28 protein-coding genes and 4 tRNA genes are annotated in these 24,576 nt (G+C 62.2%); 25 read left to right on the top strand and 7 right to left on the bottom strand.

Annotated elements, in window-relative coordinates; all coding sequences use genetic code 11:
* The first annotated feature begins 199 nt into the window (after window positions 1-199).
* The 4 genes from AC3CCE_RS19920 to AC3CCE_RS19905 all read left to right on the top strand — a co-directional run bounded on the left by AC3CCE_RS19920 (window position 200) and on the right by AC3CCE_RS19905 (window position 4,215).
* A complete protein-coding gene (locus AC3CCE_RS19920; RefSeq protein WP_023688398.1) occupies window positions 200-1,234 on the top strand; it encodes an extracellular solute-binding protein in 1,035 nt (344 codons plus the stop codon).
* 97 nt (window positions 1,235-1,331) lie between these two features.
* Entirely contained in the window at window positions 1,332-2,759 is a 1,428-nt protein-coding gene (locus AC3CCE_RS19915; RefSeq protein ID WP_352625810.1) for an amidase, read from the top strand.
* 69 nt (window positions 2,760-2,828) lie between these two features.
* Window positions 2,829-3,518 carry a TetR/AcrR family transcriptional regulator gene (locus tag AC3CCE_RS19910; protein WP_352625811.1) on the top strand — a complete coding sequence of 230 codons (690 nt, stop codon included), beginning with the start codon at window positions 2,829-2,831 and terminating at the stop codon, window positions 3,516-3,518.
* Between the two features lie 166 nt (window positions 3,519-3,684).
* Window positions 3,685-4,215, top strand: coding sequence for a DUF2569 family protein (locus AC3CCE_RS19905; RefSeq protein ID WP_352625812.1), 531 nt, complete (start codon window positions 3,685-3,687; stop codon window positions 4,213-4,215).
* 120 nt (window positions 4,216-4,335) lie between these two features.
* Here AC3CCE_RS19905 and AC3CCE_RS19900 read toward each other — a convergent pair.
* Window positions 4,336-4,411: transfer RNA gene (locus tag AC3CCE_RS19900), tRNA-Thr, on the bottom strand.
* Window positions 4,412-4,569: 158 nt separating this feature from the next.
* Here AC3CCE_RS19900 and AC3CCE_RS19895 point away from each other — a divergent pair.
* From AC3CCE_RS19895 to AC3CCE_RS19885, 3 genes are all read left to right on the top strand, one after another.
* Window positions 4,570-4,737, top strand: a complete 168-nt coding sequence (locus AC3CCE_RS19895; RefSeq protein WP_023681475.1) for a hypothetical protein — start codon at window positions 4,570-4,572, stop codon at window positions 4,735-4,737.
* Between the two features lie 164 nt (window positions 4,738-4,901).
* Window positions 4,902-5,114, top strand: coding sequence for a hypothetical protein (locus AC3CCE_RS19890; protein WP_352625813.1), 213 nt, complete (start codon window positions 4,902-4,904; stop codon window positions 5,112-5,114).
* 266 nt (window positions 5,115-5,380) lie between these two features.
* The gene (locus AC3CCE_RS19885) at window positions 5,381-5,686 is read left to right on the top strand and encodes a BA14K family protein (protein WP_023738913.1); all 306 of its coding nucleotides are present in this window, start codon (window positions 5,381-5,383) and stop codon (window positions 5,684-5,686) included.
* Between the two features lie 76 nt (window positions 5,687-5,762).
* Here the strand turns inward: AC3CCE_RS19885 and AC3CCE_RS19880 are convergent, their stop codons facing one another.
* Together AC3CCE_RS19880 and bhcR are read right to left on the bottom strand one after the other, a co-directional pair.
* Complete coding sequence (locus AC3CCE_RS19880) at window positions 5,763-6,125, bottom strand: hypothetical protein (RefSeq protein ID WP_352625814.1); 363 nt, start codon at window positions 6,123-6,125, stop codon at window positions 5,763-5,765.
* A 47-nt stretch (window positions 6,126-6,172) separates the two neighbouring features.
* Window positions 6,173-6,991: an HTH-type transcriptional regulator BhcR gene (gene bhcR / locus AC3CCE_RS19875; RefSeq protein WP_023681470.1), complete on the bottom strand. Its 819-nt coding sequence runs from the start codon at window positions 6,989-6,991 to the stop codon at window positions 6,173-6,175.
* Window positions 6,992-7,194: 203 nt separating this feature from the next.
* Between bhcR and gcl the strand changes: the two genes are divergently transcribed.
* The 3 genes from gcl (at window position 7,195) to AC3CCE_RS19860 (ending at window position 10,988) form a co-directional block, all read left to right on the top strand.
* On the top strand, window positions 7,195-8,976 hold the full coding sequence (gcl, locus tag AC3CCE_RS19870; RefSeq protein WP_352625816.1) for a glyoxylate carboligase: 1,782 nt from the start codon (window positions 7,195-7,197) through the stop codon (window positions 8,974-8,976).
* Window positions 8,977-9,144: 168 nt separating this feature from the next.
* Window positions 9,145-9,942, top strand: coding sequence for a hydroxypyruvate isomerase (hyi, locus tag AC3CCE_RS19865; RefSeq protein ID WP_352625817.1), 798 nt, complete (start codon window positions 9,145-9,147; stop codon window positions 9,940-9,942).
* Window positions 9,943-10,100: 158 nt separating this feature from the next.
* A complete protein-coding gene (locus AC3CCE_RS19860; RefSeq protein WP_352625818.1) occupies window positions 10,101-10,988 on the top strand; it encodes a 2-hydroxy-3-oxopropionate reductase in 888 nt (295 codons plus the stop codon).
* A 43-nt stretch (window positions 10,989-11,031) separates the two neighbouring features.
* Here the strand turns inward: AC3CCE_RS19860 and AC3CCE_RS19855 are convergent, their stop codons facing one another.
* Window positions 11,032-11,883, bottom strand: a complete 852-nt coding sequence (locus AC3CCE_RS19855) for a TrmH family RNA methyltransferase (RefSeq protein ID WP_352625819.1) — start codon at window positions 11,881-11,883, stop codon at window positions 11,032-11,034.
* A 210-nt stretch (window positions 11,884-12,093) separates the two neighbouring features.
* Between AC3CCE_RS19855 and AC3CCE_RS19850 the strand changes: the two genes are divergently transcribed.
* Window positions 12,094-12,178, top strand: a tRNA-Tyr gene (locus AC3CCE_RS19850).
* A 28-nt stretch (window positions 12,179-12,206) separates the two neighbouring features.
* A tRNA-Gly gene (locus AC3CCE_RS19845) sits at window positions 12,207-12,280 on the top strand.
* A 17-nt stretch (window positions 12,281-12,297) separates the two neighbouring features.
* On the opposite strand, the gene AC3CCE_RS19840 is transcribed toward AC3CCE_RS19845, so the two are convergent.
* Complete coding sequence (locus AC3CCE_RS19840) at window positions 12,298-12,687, bottom strand: VOC family protein (RefSeq protein WP_027050439.1); 390 nt, start codon at window positions 12,685-12,687, stop codon at window positions 12,298-12,300.
* A gap of 99 nt (window positions 12,688-12,786) precedes the next feature.
* On the opposite strand from AC3CCE_RS19840, the gene AC3CCE_RS19835 reads away from it, so the two are divergent.
* The gene (locus AC3CCE_RS19835; protein WP_352513688.1) at window positions 12,787-13,674 is read left to right on the top strand and encodes a helix-turn-helix transcriptional regulator; all 888 of its coding nucleotides are present in this window, start codon (window positions 12,787-12,789) and stop codon (window positions 13,672-13,674) included.
* On the opposite strand, the gene AC3CCE_RS19830 is transcribed toward AC3CCE_RS19835, so the two are convergent.
* Window positions 13,671-14,147 carry a YidB family protein gene (locus tag AC3CCE_RS19830; protein WP_352513689.1) on the bottom strand — a complete coding sequence of 159 codons (477 nt, stop codon included), beginning with the start codon at window positions 14,145-14,147 and terminating at the stop codon, window positions 13,671-13,673. The genes AC3CCE_RS19835 and AC3CCE_RS19830 overlap by 4 nt on opposite strands.
* Window positions 14,148-14,277: 130 nt before the next feature.
* Between AC3CCE_RS19830 and AC3CCE_RS19825 the strand changes: the two genes are divergently transcribed.
* Window positions 14,278-14,535 carry a GlsB/YeaQ/YmgE family stress response membrane protein gene (locus AC3CCE_RS19825; RefSeq protein ID WP_023688411.1) on the top strand — a complete coding sequence of 86 codons (258 nt, stop codon included), beginning with the start codon at window positions 14,278-14,280 and terminating at the stop codon, window positions 14,533-14,535.
* 65 nt (window positions 14,536-14,600) lie between these two features.
* Here the strand turns inward: AC3CCE_RS19825 and AC3CCE_RS19820 are convergent, their stop codons facing one another.
* On the bottom strand, window positions 14,601-15,488 hold the full coding sequence (locus AC3CCE_RS19820; protein WP_352513690.1) for a DMT family transporter: 888 nt from the start codon (window positions 15,486-15,488) through the stop codon (window positions 14,601-14,603).
* Between the two features lie 313 nt (window positions 15,489-15,801).
* Between AC3CCE_RS19820 and tuf the strand changes: the two genes are divergently transcribed.
* The 11 genes from tuf to rplJ all read left to right on the top strand — a co-directional run bounded on the left by tuf (window position 15,802) and on the right by rplJ (window position 24,563).
* Entirely contained in the window at window positions 15,802-16,977 is a 1,176-nt protein-coding gene (gene tuf, locus AC3CCE_RS19815) for an elongation factor Tu (protein ID WP_023723394.1), read from the top strand.
* 149 nt (window positions 16,978-17,126) lie between these two features.
* Window positions 17,127-18,761 (top strand): COG3904 family protein, encoded by a 1,635-nt coding sequence (locus tag AC3CCE_RS19810; RefSeq protein WP_352627345.1) that lies wholly within the window; start codon window positions 17,127-17,129, stop codon window positions 18,759-18,761.
* Between the two features lie 198 nt (window positions 18,762-18,959).
* On the top strand, window positions 18,960-19,442 hold the full coding sequence (locus AC3CCE_RS19805) for a group II truncated hemoglobin (RefSeq protein ID WP_023667442.1): 483 nt from the start codon (window positions 18,960-18,962) through the stop codon (window positions 19,440-19,442).
* 160 nt (window positions 19,443-19,602) lie between these two features.
* Window positions 19,603-19,678: transfer RNA gene (locus AC3CCE_RS19800), tRNA-Trp, on the top strand.
* A 435-nt stretch (window positions 19,679-20,113) separates the two neighbouring features.
* A complete protein-coding gene (locus tag AC3CCE_RS19795) occupies window positions 20,114-20,578 on the top strand; it encodes an Hsp20 family protein (protein WP_286487389.1) in 465 nt (154 codons plus the stop codon).
* 73 nt (window positions 20,579-20,651) lie between these two features.
* Window positions 20,652-21,119 carry a hypothetical protein gene (locus AC3CCE_RS19790; protein ID WP_352627348.1) on the top strand — a complete coding sequence of 156 codons (468 nt, stop codon included), beginning with the start codon at window positions 20,652-20,654 and terminating at the stop codon, window positions 21,117-21,119.
* 488 nt (window positions 21,120-21,607) lie between these two features.
* A complete protein-coding gene (secE, locus tag AC3CCE_RS19785; protein WP_023667439.1) occupies window positions 21,608-21,811 on the top strand; it encodes a preprotein translocase subunit SecE in 204 nt (67 codons plus the stop codon).
* A 27-nt stretch (window positions 21,812-21,838) separates the two neighbouring features.
* Window positions 21,839-22,366, top strand: a complete 528-nt coding sequence (gene nusG, locus AC3CCE_RS19780; RefSeq protein WP_006333333.1) for a transcription termination/antitermination protein NusG — start codon at window positions 21,839-21,841, stop codon at window positions 22,364-22,366.
* A 172-nt stretch (window positions 22,367-22,538) separates the two neighbouring features.
* The gene (gene rplK, locus AC3CCE_RS19775) at window positions 22,539-22,967 is read left to right on the top strand and encodes a 50S ribosomal protein L11 (RefSeq protein WP_006333334.1); all 429 of its coding nucleotides are present in this window, start codon (window positions 22,539-22,541) and stop codon (window positions 22,965-22,967) included.
* A gap of 4 nt (window positions 22,968-22,971) precedes the next feature.
* Complete coding sequence (rplA, locus tag AC3CCE_RS19770; RefSeq protein ID WP_023667438.1) at window positions 22,972-23,670, top strand: 50S ribosomal protein L1; 699 nt, start codon at window positions 22,972-22,974, stop codon at window positions 23,668-23,670.
* Window positions 23,671-24,044: 374 nt separating this feature from the next.
* The gene (gene rplJ, locus AC3CCE_RS19765; RefSeq protein WP_023667437.1) at window positions 24,045-24,563 is read left to right on the top strand and encodes a 50S ribosomal protein L10; all 519 of its coding nucleotides are present in this window, start codon (window positions 24,045-24,047) and stop codon (window positions 24,561-24,563) included.
* Window positions 24,564-24,576 lie beyond the last annotated feature (13 nt).

Below are 24,576 nucleotides of genomic sequence, written 5' to 3'. Positions count from 1 at the left end.
CGGCTTCGCCGGCGCACTGCCGGTGCCGATGATGCAGTTGTGTCGCTAAAAGATATTGACTGTATGTTTAGTAATTAATACCGTTGCCCGAGATACCGAGTTGGTCAGCCGGCATTCGCCGGTGAATGATCACCAGGACGAAGGGAACTTAGGGACTCGAGGCGCAATCCCGCCGGTCCCAACAATGGGAGACACAAGCATGCAGTTGAAATCGACCGCCACGGCGCTCGGCCTGTCGCTGCTGGCGATGACCGGCATTGCCCGCGCCGAGGGCGAACTCCAAATCTACAATTGGGGCAACTACACCAGCCCGGACCTGATCAAGAAGTTCGAGGAAACCTACAAGGTCAAGGTTACCGTCACCGACTACGACTCCAACGATACGGCTCTGGCCAAGGTCCGCCAGGGCGCTTCCGGCTATGACATCGTCGTTCCATCGGCCAGCGTGATGCCGATCTGGATCAGCGAAGGCCTGCTCTTGGAAACCGATCCCAACACGATGGAGAACTTTAGAAACGTCGATCCGAGATGGGTCGACGTGCCGTTCGACCCCGGCCGCAAATATTCGGTGCCGTGGCAATGGGGCACGACCGGCATCTCGGTCAACAAATCGGTCTATGCGGGCGATCCGAACACCTCGGCGATTTTCCTCGATCCGCCGCCGGAACTCGTGGGCAAGATCAATGTCGTGCCCGAAATGGGAGACATCATGTTCCTCGCCATTGCCTATGAGGGCGGTAAGTACTGCACCGACGACAAGGTGCTTTTGAAAAAGGTGCATGACAAGCTCATCGAGGCGAAAGCGAAATGGCTGTCGCTCGACTATGCGGCCGTCGACGGTCTCGGCAGGGGCGACATTGCCGCCGGCGTCAACTGGAACGGCATATCGCTGCGCGAGCGGCTGGAGAACGACAAGATCGTCTACGGCTATCCCAAGGAGGGCTTTCCAATCTGGATGGACAATGTCGCGGTGCTCAAGGATGCCAAGAACGTCGAGAACGCCAAGCTCTTCCAGAATTTCATCATGGACCCCAGGAATGCAGCGATGATCTCGGCCTTCGCGCACTACGCCAATGGCATCAAGGGCTCCGAGCCCTTCCTGCCGGCCGATATGAAGGGCGCGCCCGAAGTGGATGTTCCGGCCGAATTTGCCGACAAGGGCCAATTCATGTCGGCCTGTCCCGCCGACGTCCAGGCGCTCTACACCAGGATCTGGACCGATCTGCAGAAATAGCAGCGCCGCCAGCCGAAGCTGACCAACATCGGGCCGCGCATCGCGGCTCGGCCATCCCCAATGCCAGATGCCGTAAAGCCGCCGCGGGAGATTTTTTATGTCCGATCTCGACCTTTGCTACATGCCGGCCAGCGAGGCGTTGCGGCTGTTCAAGGCGAAGAAACTGTCGCCTCTGGAACTGATGCAGGCCACCATCCGCCGCGCCGAGGCGACGAAAGAAACGATCAATTGCCTCACCTTCACGCATTTCGACGAGGCGATGGATCTCGCCAGAAAAGCCGAGGCGAAATACGCCAGAGGCGCCAGGACCGGCGCGCTCGAGGGCCTGCCGATCGGCATCAAGGATGAGAGCTACATCAAGGGCAAGCCGACCTCGCATGGCTCGCTGCTGTCCGGGGACGCCATTGGCGGCCATACCTCGACCATGAACGAGCGTGTCATGAAGGCCGGCGGCATCGTCCACGCCCGCACCGCGACGCCCGAATTCAGCTGCGCCGGTTATACCTGGTCGAAGCGCTGGGGCGTCACGCGCAACCCCTGGAACCCGGATTTCACGCCGGGCGGTTCGTCGGGCGGTTCGGCGGCAACGCTGGCCTCCGGCACGTCGTCGATCGCAACCGGCTCGGACATAGCGGGCTCAATCCGCATCCCTGCCTCGGCCTGCGGCCTGGTCGGCTTCAAGCCGCCTTACGGCCGCAATCCCGATGAGCCGCCGTTCAATCTCGATTTTTTCTGCCACACCGGGCCCTTGGCCCGAAACGTCGGGGATGCGATCCTGCTGCAGAACGTCATGGCCGGGCCGAGCCCGCTCGACATCGCCACGCTGCGCCCGAAACTGCGCCTGCCGCTCGACTACAAGCCGATCAAGGGTTGGAAGATCGCATTCTCCATGGATCTCGGGTCCTTCGAGGTGGATGCGGACGTGCGCAAGAACACGCTCGCTGCCTGCGATGTGTTCCGCTCGCTCGGCGCCACCGTCGAGGAGGTGGACCTCGGCTGGGGCGACGAGGTGCTCAAGGCCGGCATGGCCTATCTCGAACATCTCTTCGGCGCCTCGCTGTCGCCGCTGCTCGCCAAGAACGGCAAGGACATGACCAGCTATGCCAGGCAGTTTGCGCAGGACGGCCAGAAGTCGAAGGCCACGGACTTTGTCGCAACTTTGGACGTGGCGGCCAGGATGTACCAGACGCTGGGGCCGTTGCTGGAAAAATACGATGTGCTGATCTGCCCGACCAATGCGCTTCCCGCAGTGCCGGCGGAATTCGATCAGACCAAAGGCAAGGTCGAAATCAATGGACGAGAGGTGAACCCGTCGCTGGGCTGGGTGATGACGACGCCGTTCAACATGCTGAGCCGCTGCCCGGTTCTGTCGATCCCGTCGGGCCGCGCCGCCAACGGCGTGCCGACAGGCATCCAGATTGTCGGCCGCACCTATAGCGACGCTGACGTGTTCCGGGCGGGTATGGCCTATGAGACGGCTCGTGGTCAGTGGTACACGAATGCCGGGACACGCCCGACGCTGTGAGTCCGCAGAGCGCCGGCATGCCAAGGCAGCGGCGGGATGTTTCGGCCGCCGGGGAAAGGCCTGACGACAATGGCGCAACGCATAGCCACTCCGGATGCGGGAAAAAGCAAGGCGGCCAAGGGTGCGGCGAACGACGCCGCGCCCAAGGACCGCCGGCGCGAGCGCGGCGAAGCGAGCGTCCAGCGCATCATCGACGCCACCATCGAGCTCATCGCGGAGGAGGGGCTGGCCAGCGTCACCATGCAGCGCATTGCCGGGCATGTCGGCTCGTCCAACGCACTGGTGGTCTTTCATTTTCGCAGCAAGGAGAACCTGTTCCGGGCCGTCCTGCAATATCTCAGCGACCAATATGACGCGCTGTGGCTGACGCTGGTGCGGGGGCCCGGCCTGTCGCCGGTCGAGCGGGTCTTGGGCGCGGTCGATTGCGCGCAACGCTTTGCCCGCCAGCATCCGAATTGGGTGTCGGTCTTCGTCGTGTTCTCCAGCGACCGCAAGAGCATGCAGCTCTACAACGAGATAGGCCTGCCCAGCGATCTCGCCTACACGGCCGAAGCGCGCGAACTGCTGATCGAGATTTCGCGCAGCGGCGGTTACACCGGCGTCGACATAGACACGCTGTCGGAGAGCCTGAATTATCTGGTTCACGGCGCCTGGTATTGGGACCATCTCAACCCGTCCAGCCGCGACACCGACGTGCTGCGCAAGACCATGCTGCTCCTGCTGCACCAGGCCTTTCCGCGGCATTTTGACTTGGGGTGAGATGCGGCCATTGCGAGCGACGAAAGCGTCCTCTGCAAACCTAACCCGAAAATCTCTACGATGCCTTGATCTCTGTAAAAACGCTTGCACAATCCAGAGGTGGCGAGCTAAACAACCCAGGGATGCATTCGAGGGTGGGTAAATGTGGCATTGGGCGATACTTCTGTTGCTGATTGGCGTGCCGGTTTTCTTCGCCGTCCGGTCGTCGCGCAAATCCTCACAGAGCCCAGATGACCTCGTGGGGTTCGGCGGCTGGCTGATCCTGCTGGCGATCAGCCTGTCCCTTTCGCCGTTGCGCACACTTGTCGATATGGCCAGTCTGGTCAAAACCTACCAACAGCTTGTTACAGTGCCCAACGGGGCCTTGGCCATCTATGGCGAGGCAGCCCTCAATCTGGCATTTCTGGTGCTTCAGCTGGTCGTGCTTGTTTCGATGCTGCGGCGAAGCCACCGCTTCCCGCAGCTGTTCATATGTCTGTGGTTTGCGATCCCTCTCTTGTTCATACTGGACGCAGTTTGGATATCGACTGTGCTTGGTGTCCCGGTAGACCGTTTGCTTGCCGGAGGGGCTCTGGTTACACCTTTGGCATCCTTCATAGTCACAGGGATCTGGGCCGCCTATGTATACAGATCGGTCAGGGTGAGAAACACGTTCGGTGGCAGTACGGCAGCCACTCAGGCTGCGACGTTTTCTTAGAAGGTCGCAGGATCAACGGTTGCGAGTTAGCCTGATGCCGCTGCTGCCAGCTGCCCCGAATTGAACTATCGGTCGAGCTTCGAAGGATGGCCCGCCATCCGAAGCTCGAAGAGCGAAGGATGGTGCCCCCGGACGGAATCGAACCGCCGACCTTCGGTTTACAAAACCGCTGCTCTACCAGCTGAGCTACAAGGGCATGGCGCTCCGGTTAGCATATTTCGTGCGCCAGTAAAGACAAAACTCCGTTTTCGATCGCTAATGGACCCCGCCGAGGTGGGCGGGCCGCCATGCTGAAAACCGCCAATGCGATCCCTACATATTTCTCAGGTGCAAACGCATCGAACGGGGTGTCGCATGATCAGACTTGTCATCATCCTGCCGCTTGTCGTCATTGCCTGGCTGCTTGCGGTAAAGCTCATCAAGGACGTGAAGAGCGCCAATGTCGACTGGACCGGCATCGCCGCCATCCTCGGTTTTATCGCGATGGCGTTTTGGCTGCGGCATGTGACTGGGATGGGATGAGAGACAAGCAGTGGTCAGTAGTGAGTAGGGCTTAGGGGCCACGGACAGGGTCCAATCTAATGCCTACTCACCACTCCCTATTCCCCCAAAAACCTCGAACCTTTCGCCGCGCCGCGACGACTGATCTCCAGAGGCGAATGGTCGCCTCGATCAAGGAGATCATCATGTTGAAGCGCACTCTTACTTCGGGCCTGGTCGCCATCTTCGTCGCCACCGGCGCGCTCGCCGGTACCGTGCAGTCGTCCTCCGCTCACGGCCATCATCACCACCATCATCACAAGCACCACGACAAGCCCTGGTGGTGGTGGAACCATCACCACCAGCACCATCACCACAAGCATCATCATCACCACGGGAAAGTGATCATCTTCCTTTGAGCGAGACGACCTGCCTCGCGGAAGGGCGGCTTCGGCCGCCTTTTTTTGCGAGCGACGGCGCCACTGATGTGGGCCACCCGGTTACCGGCAACATAAGATTTCAGCGCTGTCGCGCGAAGATTTCGCGAGTGACGAAACGTCGACCGCAGAAAGTTCTCTGGTCCGAGAGAAAAATCTTCAAAAACCTCGAACCTTTTTCCTGCTCGCCGCGACTGATGATCAAGAGGCGGATGGATCGCCTCTCGCAACGAAACAAGGAGATCGTCATGTTCACGCGCAAAATCGCTTCTGCCCTCATCGCCAGCACCGTCGCCGCCACCTCGCTGGTCGGCACCGTCCAGCCCTCGGCCGCCCACAGCCATCACCACAACCGCGAAATCGGCATCGGCATCGCCGCCGGCGTCGGCGGCTTCGTCCTCGGCAGCCTGCTCAATCAGCCCCGCACCGTCTATGTCGACGACGAGGGTGGCTCCTGGCACGTCCGCCGCTGCGCCAACCGCTACGCCAGTTACGATCCGTACTCCGACACCTATGTCGGCTATGACGGCTACCGCCACTATTGCCGCCTTTAAGAGGAGGCACCCCCACACGGAAAGGAGGGGCTGTACGCAGCCCCTCCTTCCTGATTTGAGCGCGCCGCGGTGCGGGCTACGGTTTGGAGATCGGCAATCCCGCTGCACGGCAGATGCGGGCAACACTCGCATTCTGCGATTGATCCCCCATGGCGATGAGTTCGAAGCTGCTTCCTTCATCCGGATAGATCTTGGCGGCGAACGGTTGGTCTGTTGTATGACCACCGGACGACGTCTTTGCAGCGACATGGCCGCAGACCAGGATTTCGCGGCGGCCGTCGAGCGTTCGCTCGCCGGCAAGCATCGTCCCGAATTTGGCGGATACAGGATCATGTAAATGCTGGCGAATGCCGATCGTGATTGTCTCCTCCAAAGCGAGCGAGATCGGAATCTCGCTGACTTGCTGGGAGACAGGGGCGGGCTCGGGCGCCGTCGCCACGCATCCGCACAGTGAAGCGGCGAGCAAAAGCTGAAGCGTTCTCCGCATTATAATCGGAACCCGCCGATCATCCTCGTCACCTCAGCGGCGGCGTCGCGCACCAGCGGCCCGATCTCGTCCAGCCGCTCCATCGTCACCCGCACCGTCGGTCCGGAGACCGAGACACCGCCGATCGGCTCGCCGAACTCGTTGAAAATGGCGGCGGCCACGCAGCGCATGCCGGGATGCCGCTCCTCGTCGTCGACCGACCAGCCGCGGTGCTTGATGACAGCCAGGTCATGGGCCAGCGCCGAAATGTCGGACAGCGTCTTGTCGGTGAAGCGCTGCAGGCCCGACTTGCGCAGGATGGCGGCGACGCGTTCCGGCTCGAGCTGCGCCAGCACCGCCTTGCCGATGCCCGAGGCATGGAAGGAGCTGCGCGTGCCCGGGCGGAAGAAGGCGCGGATCGCCTGATGGGTCTCGACCTGGCTGACGAAAACGACGCAATCGTCCTCGGCGACGCCGAGATTGGCGGTTTCACCGGTCTTCTCCATCAATTCCTGCATGACCACGCGGGCCCTGTCGACAAGCTTGCGGCGGCGCAGGAAGGCGGCACCCATGCGGTAGGTCTCGACGCCGATCGACCACAGCTGGTCCGATGTATCGAACTCGACCATGCCGTGGTTCTGCAGCGTCGTCAGCATGCGGTAGGCGGTGGACGCCGCGAGCTCGCTACGCGCCGAAATCTCGCTCAGCGACAGGCCACTGCCTTCAGCGACGATGGCCAGGATGCGCAAGGCCCGGTCCAGCGACTGTACAGAACCGGCCTCGGACGGACCGTTGAAAGCGCGCGGCCGGCCGCGCTGGCGTTTTTCGCTGGTTTCCATGGCGGCATTGTCGCCGGTTTCGCCCAAATCGCAATGAAAAACTTTTTCATCGATTTTGATGGCCGGATTCATGGAAAACGAAAAAGCCAGCGAAATCAGTGGACAGGAGCCGTTTTCTAGAAATGAAAAATTATTCTGAAAAAATTGAAAAATGAAAACCATACGGGCATTGTCGGTCGACCAACAATTTGCGGAGGCTGGACATGGCCAGGATGCGCGCTGTCGATGCAGCGGTTCTCGTTCTCGAAAAGGAAGGCGTTTCCTGCGGCTTCGGTGTGCCGGGCGCGGCGATCAATCCGTTCTATTCGGCCCTGAAGGCGAGGGGCTCGATCCGCCACATCCTGGCTCGTCACGTCGAAGCGGCCTCGCATATGGCCGAAGGCTACACGAGAGCCAAATCCGGCAATATCGGGCTGTGCATCGGCACCTCGGGCCCGGCCGGCACCGATATGATCACCGGGCTTTATTCGGCGGCGGCGGACTCGATCCCGATCCTGTGCATCACCGGTCAGGCGCCGCGGGCACGGCTCAACAAGGAGGATTTCCAGGCGGTCGATATCGCCGCCATAGCCGCACCCGTCGCCAAATGGGCGGTCACGGTCATGGAGCCCTATCTCGTGCCGATGGCGCTGCAGAAGGCGTTTCATCTCATGCGCTCGTCGCGACCGGGCCCGGTGCTCATCGACCTGCCGGTCGATGTGCAACTGGCCGAGATCGAATTCGAGATCGATGCCTACGAGCCGCTTGTCCCGTTCAAGCCGGCAATGTCGCGCGCCCAGGCCGAAAAGGCCTTGGCGATGCTCAATGCCGCGGAAAAGCCGCTGATCGTTGCCGGCGGTGGCATCATCAATGCCGATGCGTCCGATCTCCTGATCGAATTCGCCGAGATCACCGGCGTTCCGGTCATACCGACATTGATGGGCTGGGGCACGATCCCCGACGATCACCGGCTGATGGCCGGCATGTGCGGGCTGCAGACCTCGCACCGCTACGGCAATGCGACCATGCTGGAAGCCGACTTCGTTTTCGGCATCGGCAACCGCTGGGCCAACCGTCACACCGGTTCGGTCGACGTCTATACCAAGGGCAAGAAATTCATCCATGTCGACATCGAACCGACCCAGATCGGCCGGGTGTTCGCGCCGGATCTCGGCGTCGTCTCGGACGCCGGTGCGGCACTGAAGATGCTGCTCGACGTCGCCACAGAGTGGAAGACGGCTGGAAAGCTGCGCGACTGGTCGGGCTGGGCGAAGGAATGCCAGGCCCGAAAGAAGACGATGAAGCGCAAGACGCATTTCGAGCAGGTGCCGCTGAAGCCGCAGCGCGTCTATGAGGAGATGAACAAGGCGTTCGGCCGCGACACCACCTATGTCACCACGATCGGCCTGTCGCAGATCGCCGGGGCGCAGTTCCTGCATGTCTACAAGCCGCGCAACTGGATCAATTGCGGCCAGGCCGGCCCGCTCGGCTGGACGCTGCCGGCGGCGCTTGGCGTGCGCGCCGCCGATCCCGACCGAACCATCGTAGCGCTGTCGGGCGACTATGATTTTCAGTTCATGATCGAGGAACTGGCGGCCGGCGCACAGCACAAACTGCCGTATATCCACGTCGTCGTGAACAACGCCTATCTCGGCCTGATCCGCCAGGCGCAGCGCGGTTTTGCGATGGATTTCGAGGTGAGCCTGGCCTTCGAGAACGTCAACCGCTCCAACGATCCGGAGGCCGGCTACGGCGTCGACCATGTCGCGGTCGCCGAAGCCATGGGCTGCAAGGCGGTGCGGGTGCGCAAGCCGGAAGAGTTCGCCGGCGCGTTCAAGGAAGCGCAGCGGCTGATGAAGGAATACCAGGTGCCGGTGGTGCTCGAATTCATCCTCGAACGCGTCACCAACATTTCCATGGGCACGGAAATCGACAAGATCACCGAATTCGAGGACCTTGCCGAAAGCCATGAGGATGCGCCGACGGCGATTGTGTTGCTCGATTAGGCGCGCCGATATTCAGGTGAGACAGGCCTGCAAACGGCGCCTTCCTGCGCTTCCGGTGCTCACGTACAGAAAGTACGTTCCGCTCCGGTTCTCGAAAGTCACCGTTTTCGACTCTGCCTGACCTGAATCTCAACACGCCTAGGGCCAAGCAGAAGAAGGAGAAAAAGAATGCCGCGTTTTTCAGCCAATCTGTCGATGCTCTTTGGCGAGCACGATTTCCTCGACCGTTTCGATGCCGCCGCCCGCGCCGGCTTCAAGGGCGTCGAATATATCGGCCCCTATGATCATGCGCCCGAGATCGTTGCGGCGCGGCTGAAGAAGAACGGCCTGAACCAGGTGCTTTTCAACCTGCCGGCCGGCGACTGGGGCAAGGGCGAGCGCGGCATCGCGGTGCTACCCGACCGCGTGCCGGAATTCCGGCAAGGCATCGCCAAGGCGATCAGCTATGCCCATGCGCTGGGCTGCGAGCAGGTCAATTGCCTCGCCGGCATCGCGCCACAGGGCGTGGATCGTTCGGTGCTGGAAAATACCTTTGCCGAAAACCTGGCGTTTGCGGCCGAGAAACTGGAGCAGGCCGGCATCCGGCTTTTGATTGAGCCGATCAACACGCGTGACATCCCGGGCTTCTTCCTGAACTATTCGAACCAGGCGCTGGCGCTGATCGACCGCGTCGGCTCGAAGAACCTGTTCCTGCAATACGACATCTATCACATGCAGATCATGGAGGGGGATCTCGCCCGCACCATCGAGGCCAACCTCGGCCGCATCGCGCATATCCAGCTTGCGGACAATCCCGGCCGTCACGAGCCGGGGACGGGCGAGATCAATTATCCCTTCCTCTACGAGCATATCGACAGGGTTGGTTATGCCGGCTGGGTTGGGGCCGAGTACAAGCCGAAGATGGGGACGGAGACCGGGTTGGGATGGTTTCGCGAGCTTAACGGGCAGGGGAGCGCGGCGGCTTAGGCGTCGCAGCCCCCTCATCCGGCCCTTCGGGCCACCTTCTCCCCGAGGGGAGAAGAGATCGCCGAGGTTAGCGCCAGCCTCTTCTCCCCAACGGGGAGAAGGTGGCCGCGTAGCGGCCGGATGAGGGGGCGTTTCACACAGTCATTTGGAGAAAAACAATGGAAACCATCGGCTTCATCGGCGTTGGCATTATGGGCGCGCCGATGGCGGGGCATCTCCTGGATGCCGGCTACGCCGTCATTGCCAGCGACCACCGCTCGAAGCCGCCGGCCGATCTCGTCGCCAAGGGCTTGAGAAGCATCACCGGCCACGCGGCAGTGGCGAAGGCCGCGGATATCATCATCACCATGGTTCCCGACACCCCGCAGGTAGCCGAGGTGCTGTTCGGCGAGAACGGTGTCGCTTCCGGCCTGAGCAAGGGCAAGCTGGTCATCGACATGAGCTCGATCTCGCCGATCGAGACCAAGGTTTTCGCCAAGAAAATCAACGATCTCGGCTGCGACTATCTTGACGCGCCGGTGTCGGGCGGCGAGGTCGGCGCAAAGGCGGCGTCGCTGACCATCATGGTCGGCGGCGAGGACAAGGCGTTCGAGCGCGCCAAGCCCGTGTTCGAAAAGATGGGCAAGAACATCACGCTTGTCGGCCCGAACGGCGTCGGCCAGACCACCAAGGTTGCCAACCAGATCGTCGTGGCCCTGACCATCGAGGCGGTCGCCGAGGCGCTGGTCTTTGCCGCAAAAGCCGGCGCCGACCCCGCCAAGGTCCGGCAGGCGCTGATGGGCGGGCTGGCAGCATCGCGCATCCTCGAGGTGCATGGCGAGCGCATGATAAAGCGCACCTTCGCGCCGGGCTTCCGCATCGAACTGCACCAGAAGGATCTCAGCCTGGCGCTGGAAGGCGCCAAGGCGCTCGGCGTCTCATTGCCCAACACCTCGACGACGCAGCAGCTGTTCAACTCGTGCGCGGCGAATGGCGGGGCGAAAGAGGATCATTCGGCGCTGGTGCGGGCGCTGGAGCGGATGGCGGGGCATGAAGTGGGTGAATAGTGAACGGTGACGGTCAGAACGCTTTCCATTCAGCATTCACCATTCACTTTCCAAGGAATTTCCGTGCCGCATAAAGGCTCACCGCCGCGGCGTTCGACACGTTGAGCGAGCGGATGGCGCCGGGCATGTCGAGGCGGGCGAGTGTCGTCACCGTCTCGCGCGTTTTCTGGCGCAGGCCCTTGCCTTCGGCGCCGAGCACCAGGGCTATCTTTTCGCCTGAAAAACTCGTTTCGAGCTCCGCTGGCCCATCGGAATCGAGGCCAATGGTCTGGAAGCCGGCTTCGTGCAACTGTCCCAGCGCGTCGGCCAGGTTCTTCACCTCGATCTGGTCGATATGTTCCAGCGCGCCGGAGGCGGATTTGGCCAGCACGCCGGATTCCTGCGGGCTGTGGCGGGCCGTGGTGATCAGCGCACCGGCGCCGAAGGCGACCGCCGAGCGCAGGATGGCGCCGACATTGTGCGGGTCGGTAACCTGGTCGAGCACCAGCACCAGTTTGGTATCGCCGAGCGCATCGAGGCGCTTGGGCTTCAATGGCTCGGCCTCGATCAGCACGCCCTGGTGGACGGCGTCCGAACCGGTGATCTTGTCGATGTCCTTCGGCTCGACCAGTTCGGCCTTGAACGGCAAAGCGGCGAGGTCGGCGATCGCCAGCCGCTCGGCGGCATTGCGCGTCACCAACATCTTTCTGATCCGCCGGCGCGGATTGTCGAGCGCGGCGCGCACCGTGTGCAGGCCATAAAGCCGCACCAGCCCGTCGGCGGCGTTCTCGCCCGGCGGCACCGGCTGGCGCGGCCGGAAGGCAGGCGCGCCGCCGGCCTTCTCGTCGCGATGGGCGCGGCGCAGCTTGGCGTAGTGGGTGTCTTTGGCGGTCTTGGGCGTGTTGTCATTGCTCATGGCCGGCTTCTATAGCCGCGTCGCCGGGCCATGGATACAGGCAGCAAGCCGGCTTGCCGGGTGAGCTGTCAAAATCAGCGCATTTTGCCTTGGGGTGCGGTTGACACCCACTGGCCTTGCCGCCATAAGGCGCTTCGCTGATTTCGGACAAAACCCTGGTTTCGACCTGATCGGCGAGAATGCCTCGTTGCAAGGCTTCGACGGCAGGCTGGAGAGGTGCCCGAGTGGTTAAAGGGGACGGACTGTAAATCCGTTAGCTTAGCTTACGTTGGTTCGAATCCAACCCTCTCCACCACTGCCAGCCCGCGAACCTTGAGGACGATGCGGGTATAGCTCAGTGGTAGAGCAGCAGCCTTCCAAGCTGAATATGCGGGTTCGATTCCCGCTACCCGCTCCAAGCCTCCCCAATCCGCATCAGATCTCAGCGAATATCTCGACAACGTTGCCGTCCGGATCGCGGAAGAACACTGTTCTGTGGCCCCAGACCTGGTCGGTGAGCGGCAGGACCGGCTGCACGCCCTTGGCCTGAAGCGCCTCGGCGCAGGCAGCGACCATCTCCGGCGCCACCCGGAATGCCAGCTGCAGCGACAGCGCATCCCGCTGCTGCGGCGTGTCGTTGAACATCATGCCGAGGCTGGTCAAGGCCAGCGTGTTCGGGCCGACCCGATATTCGATCCACCTGTCGCCGAGTTCGCGCTGCAGATCAAATTCCATCACATCCCCGTAGAAGTGCCGCATGGCGGCCATGTCGCGGGCGAAGATGACGGTGTAGTCGATCTGACGGATTTCATTGAGCGCGTTCATTGTCGAAGTCCCGTGGGCTGATGTTGCGATCGCCCGCAACCTAGCTTTCCTTTAAAGTAGTACAAGACTATAGCTTATACTGGTATCGGAGGTGACTGCATGCCATACGACGGCCCACGGCACGATGAGCTTGCCCGCTTCCTGCGCGAGCGGCGGGACCGCTTGCCGCGGGTCGATGGCGCCAATGGCCGCCGCCGGGCACCGGGCCTCAGGCGCGAAGAGGTCGCCGCCGAGGCGGGGATCAGCACCACCTGGTACACCTGGCTCGAGCAGGGGCGGGAGGTGAACGCATCGCCGAAGGTGCTTCGCTCGCTGGCGCGGGTGCTGAAGCTGAGCCGATCCGAGCAGGCTTATCTGTTCCAATTGGCGCGGCCCGATCTCGATTGGCGAAACCGGCTCGGCGCGCAAGGCCTGCCCAGCGCGCCGTTGCTCAGCCTGCTCGACGGGCTGGCGCCGCACCCGGCCTATGTCGTCAACCGCTACTGGCAGGTCGTCGCCTGGAACCACCCGGCGGCGGTGCTGCTCGGGGATTTCGAGACGGATGATGAGTGGTCCGGCAGCCTGCTCGCCCGGCTGTTTCTCGACCTGGAATGGCGGCAGCGCTTTGTCGACTGGCCGGAGGTTTCGCGCTCGGCGGCGGCGCAGTTCCGGCTTGCCACTGTCGCCATGACTCGCGATCCGGTGCTGGCTGCGCTGGTTTCGTCACTGGAAGCGGCAAGCGAAGCGTTCGCCACGTGCTGGAACAGCCGCGACATCGCCGAGCCACCGATCTGGCGGAAATCCATCCGGCACCCTGTCGCCGGCGCGATGTCGTTCGATTTCGCCACGCTGCAGCCGGGCGGCCGCGACAGTGATTTCTCGGTTTCCGTCTACACGCCGGTCGATGCGTCGACTGCCAGGCGGTTCGCCGCGCTGGTCGGAGCAACGCCCGACAGCCGCAAGGCGGTGCTGGGCGTGTTTGCGCGTGATGCAGGCGCAGAAGTCTAGCTGTTGAAAGCGGACGCGACCTGGTGTTGCTGCGGCACCTGTCCGTTCGGCGTCAGTCTGTCGACAATGCCGGGCAGGGCTGTGGACAATTGCTTGAGCAACTCCTGCTCGTCCAGTCCGGTCCTTTGCGCGATCTCTCGAATGACCTGCGGGCCGATCGCCTTGCGCAGATCATTGGCGTTGATCGGCTGGTTCTGCCCGGTGCCGACCCATGAGTCAGCAACATTGCCTTGGCCGGCATTCTTGAGCTTGTCGAGCAGTCCGCCCAGTCCGCCAAGCAGGCCGCCATCGCCTGAGGCCGTGGTTCCGGTGGGGGCTGGCGTTTGAGGCTGGGCGGGCTCGCCCGTCTCTTCGGCACTCGTCTGTTCGGCGCTTCTGCCGCTCAGCATCTTTCCCACCAGCAGCGCGCCGAGCGCGATCATCAGCGGTTTGGTGATGTTGCCGCCGGGTACGGCGTTGTCAAAGAGTCCCATAGGTCAATCCTCCATAACGACCAAGCCCGTCCCGCCGGCTACAATGGAGCATGCGGGCGGAAATTCAAGTTGGCTTGAGCTTTTGACAATCATGTGACCATGATCGGCGGGCGGGGAATGGAGAGGAAAAATGGGCATTATCAGCTGGATCATCCTCGGCGTCATCGCCGGCTTTATCGGCAGCAAGATCGTCAACAAGACCGGCCAGGGCCTGATCATGGATATCGTGCTCGGCATTGTCGGCGCCATCGTCGGAGGGCTGATCTTCAGCGCCTTTGGCGCCACGGGTGTGACCGGCCTCAACATCTGGAGCCTGATCGTCGCCATTATCGGCGCGGTGGTCGTGCTGTGGGCCTATCACCAGTTCTCCGGCAAGCGAACGCTTTAGGCGCCAGTCTGCCGACTGGCCGACCGCAGGTCGGCCAAACCTGCTTCGACGCGTTGACTTGAAGGTCAGGCGACGACGGTCAGCCTGCGTTTGCGTTCATCAAGCGAGACGATGGTCAGCCCGCTCGCGACCACCAGCAGGATGCCGCAGACCGCCAGGGCATTCGGGAACTGCCCGAATACCAGCACGCCTGAGATGACCGCCCAGACGGTAAAGCAGTAGTAGAACGGCGCCACCACGCCGGTCGGACCGACGCGATAGGCCATGAAGATGAAGAAATGGCCGAAGATCAGGAAGAATCCGGCGCCGGCCATGAGCAGCAGGTGCCGGGCTTCCGGCATCACCCAGCGCTCGGAAACGAGATGCGCGGCGCCCGCGCCGATCAGCACCACCACGATGGCGGAAATGGCGACGATCATGCCCGGCACCTCGGCCGCGACCCGCCTGCCGGCAAGATCGCGTGCCGCCGCCAATGCCGCGTTGCCGAGCGCCAGCAACGCATAGACCGAGATGCCCTGCATGGTCGGCTGGGCCACCATAAGCGCACCGATGAAGCCGAGCCCGATCAGCGCCATGCGCACGCCGCCGATCCGTTCGCCGAACAGGATGGAGGAGCCGACCAGCATCAAAAGCGGGGTGATCTGCCCGAGCGCGGTCGAATCGGCGATCTGCATGTTGGCCAGCGCCACGACGTAGCAAAGGATGGCCGCCAGCTCGAGCAGGTTGCGGCGCAGCACGCGTTTGTCGAAGATCAAAGGGATCTGCCTGCGATAGCCCAGCAGGAACAGCAGCGGCATGCCCCATAGCGTGGCCGCGACCCCGCGCAGGAACAGCACTTCATAGGACGGCAATCCCGCTGTGGCGAGCTTCATCATCGTGTCGTTGACGAGGTACGACCCCGTCGAAACGATCATGAACAGCGGGCCGCGTATGGAGGTCGGTATGAATTGCATGGGGCAACCAAATCAGACCGCCGCCGCAGCGGCAATGGGCCAGGCGCCGGCTGCACATCCGGCAGGCAAAGGCCAGGACATGGGCGGGACAGGACATGGGCGGGAATAGCAAACAGGTGCTGGAGCCCGCAGCCCCCATTTCATTTCCGTTCGCGCGTTCCTATATCAGCGCCACATCCCCGCAATCGGATCATCGGTTCGCACCGAGTGGACAGCGCACCCGGCCACAAGGCACTTGTGTTTTTCGGCCGTAGTCGCTAATCGCCCCGCATTCGACTGAACTGAAGGTCAAGGCCGTCCAAGGAAAGAGACTATGGCAAAAGGTAAATTCGAGCGTAACAAGCCTCATGTGAACATTGGCACGATTGGCCACGTCGATCATGGCAAGACGTCGCTGACGGCGGCGATCACGAAGTATTTTGGCGAGTACAAGCGCTACGACCAGATCGATGCGGCGCCCGAAGAGAAGGCCCGCGGCATCACCATTTCGACGGCGCACGTCGAATACGAGACGGCAGCGCGCCACTACGCCCATGTCGACTGCCCCGGCCACGCCGACTATGTGAAGAACATGATCACCGGCGCTGCGCAGATGGACGGCGCGATCCTGGTGGTGTCGGCCGCCGACGGCCCGATGCCGCAGACCCGCGAGCACATCCTGCTTGCCCGTCAGGTCGGCGTGCCGTCGATCGTGGTGTTCCTGAACAAGGTCGACCAGGTCGACGACGCCGAGCTGCTCGAACTGGTCGAGCTCGAGGTTCGCGAGCTTCTGTCGAAGAACGAGTTCCCCGGCGACGACATTCCGATCGTCAAGGGTTCGGCGCTGGCTGCTCTGGAAGATTCCAACAAGACCATCGGCGAAGATGCGATCCGCGAGTTGATGGCTGCGGTCGATGCCTATATCCCGACGCCGGTTCGTCCGCTGGACAAGCCGTTCCTGATGCCGATCGAAGACGTGTTCTCGATCTCGGGCCGTGGCACGGTCGTCACCGGCCGCGTCGAGCGCGGCATCGTCAAGGTCGGCGAGGAACTGGAAATCATCGGCATCCGTCCGACGACCAAGACGACCTGCACGGGCGTCGAGATGTTCCGCAAGCTGCTCGATCAGGGCCAGGCCGGCGACAACATCGGCGCGCTGCTGCGCGGCGTTGATCGTGAAGGCGTCGAGCGCGGCCAGGTTCTGGCCAAGCCCGGTACGGTGAAGCCGCACAAGAAGTTCGTGGCCGAAGCCTACATCCTGACCAAGGACGAAGGTGGCCGTCACACGCCGTTCTTCACCAACTACCGTCCGCAGTTCTACTTCCGCACGACCGACGTGACCGGCATCGTGTCGCTGCCGGAAGGCACGGAAATGGTTATGCCCGGCGACAACATCACGGTCGATGTCGAGCTGATCGTGCCGATCGCCATGGAAGAGAAGCTGCGCTTCGCCATCCGTGAAGGCGGCCGCACCGTCGGTGCCGGCATCGTCGTCACCATCAAAGAGTAATCGAGCCCGGCATCGCCGGATCGAAACGGATAGGGGCGGCCCTCGGGCCGCCCCTTTTTCGTTGGCCAGATGTGCCTGTTTTGGGGTCCCAATCTCTGTTGCAAGTCTGTGAGCCTCTACAGTATAGATTGCATTGAGGGCTTGGTCGGATGGTTCCACAGCACCGTTTGCATAGTCGGTCATGGTGGGCACTGGGGCTGATCTGCCTGGTGTCGATGTTTGCCATGGGCACTGCCGCCTTGGCGGCCGAGACAAAAAATTCAGAGCCGGATCCGGATCCGCCGATGCGGTTCGTCGTCGTGCGCAGCGACGCGGCGGGCTGTGAGCCGAGCTGTCCGGAATGGATATCGGCCGAGGGTGCGATATCGGCCAAGTCGCCGGCGCTGCTCAAGGCTGCCCTGAAAACGCTCGGCGGCCGCAAATTGCCGATCGTCATCAACTCTCCCGGCGGCGATGTCGATGCAGCCATCGCCATGGGCCGGATGATACGCAAGAACAAGCTCGACATCGCGGTCGGCAGGACCTGGTTCGTCGGCTGCGAGCCAGGGGTGAAAAACTGCAAGGAGAACGACGCCAGAGGCGCGCACTATATCGGCAGCCCCTATGTGCTCGGCAGCTATTGCGCATCCGCTTGTCCAATGATGCTGGCCGGCGGCACCAGGCGCCTGGTCGGGCCGCTGGCCTATCTCGGCGTCCACCAGATCACCACCACGATCGTGCAGATGAACGTGCAATATCAGGTCCGCTACCGGATCGTGAAAGGCAAGAAGCGGGTCATCAGCAAGAAGGTCGTCAGCCGCAAGAACACCCGCAGCTACAAGACCTACGAGATGAGCAAGGGGGTGGAGCGCAAGCTGTCCGCCTATTTCAAGGAGATGGGTGTCGACCTCAGCATTATCGAGACGATGAAGAGCACGCCGGCCAGCGACATCCAGCAGATCGACCTCAGCGACATGCTGACAATGAAGCTGGTCACCAGCGAAGACGCTGCAGATCTGCTGACCAGCGCAAGCCTGTGCAGGCTGGACCTTCCGGCTCCGAATTGCCGGGAAATACCGGAGAACAAGCCAGCCGGCGGCCTGCCGGACGTGGCAAAGGCTGCGCCGCTGCCGGTGAAGCCGGAGAGCGCACCGCACGATGACGGCATGCGCTTTGTCGTGGTTCGCGGCAGCAACCCGCTCTGCAATCCCGACTGCCCGGAATGGATTGCAGCGCAAGGCGCGATTACGCCCGAGACGCCGCAGAAACTCAGCCAATTGCTCGCCACGCTTGGCAACCGGCGGCTGCCGGTGGTGATCAGCTCGCGAGGCGGAGACCTCTCCGGCGCCCTGGCGGCGGGGCGGCTTATCCATGAAAGGAAGCTCGACGTTGCCGTTGCCCGCACCGATTTCGTCGGCTGCGACCCGGCAGAGTGGAATTGCCTGGCCAAGGACGGCGCCTATGCCGGACTGAGCGTCGATGGCGACGGCGACTGCGATTCGGCCTGCGCGCTCATGCTGGCCGGTGGCGCCAGACGGCTTGTTGGTTCCCAGGCGCGGCTCAGCCTCTATCTGATGGGGCAAAAGCAGGCGGTCAGGTCCTACCTCGACGAGATGGCGATCAGCCCCGCTTTGTTCAGGGCGCTCCAGGGCAGTTCGGTCGAGCGTCAGCTCGAACCCGACATGATGCTGAAGGTCGGCCTGACGACCGGGCGCCAGTCGGTGGATGCGCTGACGGGGTCCAGCATCTGCAAATCGGCGCCGAAACCTGAGAATTGCCGCGTGGTGCCGTCGTCCAATGGCTGATCGTGCCCTATCGTCATGGAAGCGAAAGGAGTCGGATGGGCGTGCTGGAGCCGAGGAAGGCGACGCCGGCAAGCGACATCACGCCGAAGCGCCGGCCAAATTGTAGCGCGGCGGGTTCACACTCGCCATCGAGGCAGGTTGAGCAGGGCGCGATTTCCGCTATCGTCGTGCCGGCGCCGGGCTGGCGGAGGATCGACAATGAGCCAGGACATCCCGACACTCTACGAATGGGCCGGCGGCATCGAAGCCCTCAATCGGCTGACGGAAACCTTTTACGACAAGGTGTCCCGCGACCCGGTGGTCGGCCCGGTGTTCAAACACATGTCCCCGGATCATCCGGCGCATGTCGCGGCCTTCATCGGCGAGGTTTTTGGCGGACCCAAGACCTACAGCGAACAGCATGGCGGCCATCGCGAGATGGTCATGCATCACTTGGGCAAGCATCTGACGGAGGAACAGCGCCGCCGCTGGATCAGCCTGCTTGCCGATGCCGCCGATGCGGTCGGGCTGCCGGACGATCCCGAATTCCGTTCCGCCTTCATGGGCTATGTCGAATGGGGGTCACGGCTTGCCAAGATGAATTCCACCCTCGGCGAGACCTGCGACCCGCAGACCGAACCGATGCCGGCCTGGGGCTGGGGCGTACCGGGCGGGCCGTACAAGCCGCCGGCCGGGGATTGAGCGCCGGCATGCGGCTTCAGGCAGGCGAAAAATCGAGATCGGCAGGGACGGGCTGGTCATCACCTATCCGGATTTCCGGCAAAGGATCTGAAAGCGCGTCAGACAACTCTTTACAGCGCGCCCGGAAGCTTTTAGGAAGCGCCTGCGCTGAAACGCGCGTACGGGCATAGCTCAGTTGGTAGAGCGGCGGTCTCCAAAACCGCAGGTCGTAGGTTCGAGCCCTGCTGCCCGTGCCATTTTCCTCGTTGGAATCCGGCATTTTAGAAACGCCTTGTTTTGGCTCCTCGTTTGGTTGGGCTGAAGCCGCGTACTCGACGAGCCCATCCGACGTTCCGGAGGCATGCGCAGAGCGAGAGCGCTGATGCGCAATGCCGAAGTCGGCGTATTTCCACGAACCGATTTCCTTGATTCAACTGCCATTGGCGAGCCAATTGCCGTTTGCGTTCACAATTCAGAATAGGCCTATTTTGCTGCCGCCGGCTGCTTTTCAGCGGCTGCGAATTATTGGAAGCGGGATGCTGGCCTGGCTTCTGGAATTTTTTTTGAATAGGGCTCTTGAACCGGTTTTCAGCCCTTCCTAATTCGTTTCCCGCCGAGGCCGATTGGCTTGGCAAAGGCGGCGCTGCTGGGCGGCGCCCTTGTACCCATGTTGCTTCAAGGAGAATGTGGCTATGAGAACCTTTGATACTCTCTATCGCAGCACCGTCGGTTTTGACCGTCTTTTCGACATGCTCGACAGCGGCACGCGTCCGGACTGGCCGCCCTATAACATCGAGAAGGTCGACGAGAACGATTACCGTATCTCGATGGCCATCGCAGGCTTCAGCCAGGATGAGGTTGAGCTGACCCAGCATGGACCCGAACTGGTCGTGGTAGGCCAGAAGGCTGATGACCAGAGCGGACGCCAGCTGCTGCACCAGGGCATCGCCTACCGCACTTTCAGGCAGACGTTTAAACTTGCCGACCACATGAAGATCAAGGCAGCAAACCTTGAGAACGGTCTCCTGACCATCGACATCGTCCGTGAGATTCCCGAAGAGCTGAAGCCGCGCCGCATCAGCATCGGGGCCGGCGACGCCCAGGTGGGCGGCAAGCAGATCGCCCAGGATACGGAACGCACCCGCAAAGCGGCCTGATCGTATCGATTCAGTTATCCCTGCGGTCCGCCTCCCGGCTTCGGCCGGGAGGCCCAGATTGCGGAGAATGGAGATGGACAACTTCTACGAGACACCGACACTTTCTGCGGCACGCTCGGGCAAAATTGAAACTTCTTTGTGCCTGCTCGACAATCCAGACGACGTCATCAACCATCCACGCCTCAGCCGTGGAGAAAAGCGGGCACTGCTTTCCTCGTGGGCGTCCGATGCCTGCGCGGTGGAAAACCAGCCTGCCTTGCGCCGCCTGGACAACGGCACGGTAATCCCTGTCGACCAGATTCTGAGGGCGTTGAAGGCTCTGGATGAGAAACCCACGCTGGGGAAAGAGACTTCAGGCCGGGTGCGGCCTTGGCGACCCTCCTCGCGCCGCAGCGTTCTCAAAGCTTGGCGGCATAGTGGCCGTTCTTTCGGCCCCGACGATGACGACGACCCGCCCCCGTGCCCGGCAGTGATCGCGCCGCGCCCACGCCCACCATGCGGAATGGGCGCAGTGGCCGGGGTCGAACTCGCCTGTGCCTAACTAACCCTGGGTTGATCCAGCTGCCTCGGCATGGGCAGCTGGATTCCAATCTTGCGTGCGCTTCATTTGGTTTCCAAAACAGCAGGTCGCAGGTTCTCCGCAACGCCATTTCCTCGAACTTGTAATCGCGTGCCTGATTTCCGGATCCACCTCCTGGAATTGGGGTCCGGCATTGAAAAAGGGCAGGTGGCTTGCCATATTGGGCGAACTGAGGCATAAGGCCCCGATAGCCGGGACGGGACGACTGGATGGTTCCGAGGCGGCGTTTGGTCATAAAGCGGACACTTGCCACTTGCGTGGATCAAGAATCGGTTTTATGTAGACACAACAGACACGCGACGCGTGGAGCTGGGAAGCCGGCTTTACGCGTCCGATTTGCATGGGCGAAATGGCGCTGATTCGGCGCCGACTTGAACCCAGGCGGCACGTCCCGGCCAGCGGGATCATCCAGGAGACCCGGCCAACGGGTCTTGAAGACAGAGCGGCATATGGCTTCGAAAACCACAAATCCTTTCGTCTTTCTCCAGCAGGTTCGCGCGGAAACCGCCAAGGTGACTTGGCCGTCGCGCCGGGAGACGATGATCTCGACGGTGATGGTGCTCGTATTCGCGGTCATCGCGATGATCTTTTTCTTCACCGCCGACGTGGCCATGGGCTACGCGATCGAGCGGTTACTGAGCCTCGGCCATTAAGTCCGGCGATTACGGAGAAGTCTTGAAATGACCGCGCGCTGGTACATCGTCCACGCCTATTCGAACTTCGAAAAGAAGGTCGCTGAGGACATTGAGAACAAGGCCAAGCAGAAGGGCCTGTCCGCCGATATCGAACAGATCGTGGTGCCGACCGAGAAGGTCGTCGAGATCCGCCGCGGCCGCAAGGTCGATGCCGAGCGCAAGTTCTTTCCGGGCTATGTGTTGCTCAAGGCCAATCTGACCGATGCGGTGTTCTCGCTGGTCAAGAACACGCCGAAGGTCACCGGCTTCCTCGGTGACTCCAAGCCGGTGCCGATCACCGAAGCCGAGGCGCAGCGCATCCTGAACCAGGTTCAGGAAGGCGTCGAGCGGCCGAAGCCCTCGGTCACTTTCGAGATCGGCGAGGCGATCCGCGTTTCGGATGGCCCGTTCGCCTCGTTCAACGGTTTCGTCCAGGAAGTGGACGAGGAGCGGGCGCGGCTCAAGGTGGAAGTATCGATCTTCGGGCGCGCCGTGCCGGTCGATCTGGAATTCGGACAGGTCGAAAAGGGCTGATCCGAAAACCCTGCGCCGGTTCGCCGGCAAGGGGAGGCGGCGCGGAAAGCGCGCGGCCATGAACGGGTGGGAGGCGAATGCGGCTTTAGCCGGCCGCGCGGACCGCACCACCAGACTGCAACCGCCGGTGTTCCCGATACTGGGGCCGGCATGAGATAAAGGCAGGAAAGAGATGGCTAAGAAAATTGCAGGCCAGCTCAAGCTCCAGGTCAAAGCGGGATCGGCTACGCCGTCTCCGCCGATCGGCCCGGCACTTGGCCAGCGCGGCATCAACATCATGGAATTCTGCAAGGCGTTCAACGCGCAGACCCAGGAAATGGAAAAGGGATCGCCGATCCCGGTCGTCATCACCTATTACCAGGACAAGTCCTTCACCTTCGTCATGAAGACGCCGCCGGTGAGCTACTTCCTGAAAAAGGCGGCGAACTTGACGTCAGGTTCGAAAGAGCCGGGCAAGATCAAGGCCGGCACGATCGGCCGCGACAAGGTGCGCGCCATCGCCGAACAGAAGATGAAGGATCTGAACGCAAACGACGTCGAGGCGGCCATGCGCATGGTCGAGGGCTCCGCCCGCTCGATGGGTCTGGAAGTGGTGGGCTGAGATCATGGCAAAGATTGCAAAGCGTGTATCGAAGTCCCGTGACGGCATCGACCCCAACAAGGCCTATGCCCTTGGTGAGGCGCTGAAGCTGCTCAAGGACCGTTCGACGGTGAAGTTCGACGAGACCATCGAAGTGGCGATGAACCTCGGCGTCGACCCGCGCCATGCCGACCAGATGGTCCGCGGCGTGGTCAACCTGCCGAACGGCACCGGCCGCTCGGTCCGCGTCGCCGTGTTCGCACGTGGCGGCAAGGCTGATGAGGCTCGCGCCGCCGGCGCCGACATCGTCGGTGCCGAGGATCTGGTCGACATCGTCCAGAAGGGCACGATCGACTTCGATCGCTGCATCGCCACGCCGGACATGATGCCGCTGGTCGGCCGTCTGGGCAAGGTGCTGGGCCCGCGCGGCATGATGCCGAACCCGAAGGTCGGCACCGTCACCACCGACGTCGCCGCCGCCGTCAAGGCATCGAAGGGCGGCGCTGTCGAGTTCCGCGTCGAGAAGGCCGGCATCGTTCATGCCGGCGTCGGCAAGGTCTCGTTCGACGTCAAGGCGCTGGAAGAAAACGTCCGCGCCTTCGCCGATGCCGTGACCAAGGCAAAGCCGGCTGGCGCCAAGGGCAACTACGTCAAGAAGGTGTCGGTCACCTCGACGATGGGCCCAGGCCTCAAGCTCGACGTCTCGACGCTCGCAGCGTCTTGATACGAACATCTGGATCGGCTGCCAAGGCGCTGATCCGCAAGTGAATTCCGGGCCTCCGACTTGTCGGCGGCCCGGTACCGGAAGTCGAGAGGCTTCCGGACATCCTGTCCGAGATTGCAGGCGGCCCAGAAGCCTTAATTGAATTGGGCCTGCATGAGACGGGTGAAAACCGGACAACGGAGCGACAAGCTCCAATGAAAGGTTCGAACCGTGTTTGCCTTTTGTCTGCGCATCTCCGGCTTGCCGTCGATGTGGCGAAAGGGGGCAGGATCCTCGAGCGTCGTTCGGGAGATCTGTAATGGATGGCCCGGCCGGCAAAAAGGCAACCCGACGCCTGTCCCACTAGCGGGGCAGGGGTCAACTGGAGATAGGCAGTGGACAGAGCGGAAAAACGCGAACTCGTCACGGGCCTGAATGGTGCTTTTGCAGGCGCTGGTTCAGTCGTCGTGGCCCACTACGCCGGTATCACCGTCGCGCAAATGAACGACCTTCGGTCGAAAATGCGCGCTGCCGGTGGCACCGTCAAAGTCGCGAAGAACCGTCTCGCCAAAATCGCTCTTCAGGGCACGGACTCCGCATCGATCATCGACCTGTTCAAGGGACAGACGCTGATCGCTTATTCGGAGGATCCGATTGCGGCGCCGAAGGTCGCGTCCGATTTCGCCAAGGGAAATGACAAGTTGGTCATTCTCGGCGGCGCAATGGGCACCACCTCGCTCAACGCCGACGGTGTGAAGGCACTCGCCACACTTCCGTCGCTCGATGAGCTGCGCGCCAGGCTGGTTGGCATGATCGCCACGCCGGCAACCCGGATCGCCCAGATCGTCAATGCGCCAGCGGCTTCGGTCGCGCGCGTAATCGGCGCTTACGCCCGGAAGGACGAGGCGGCATGAGGCCGTTCCTCGC

Source organism: Mesorhizobium sp. P160187 (genome assembly GCF_057766425.1).
The sequence above is the reverse complement of the archived record's forward strand: the minus strand, read 5'-3'. Positions and strand labels throughout refer to the sequence as shown.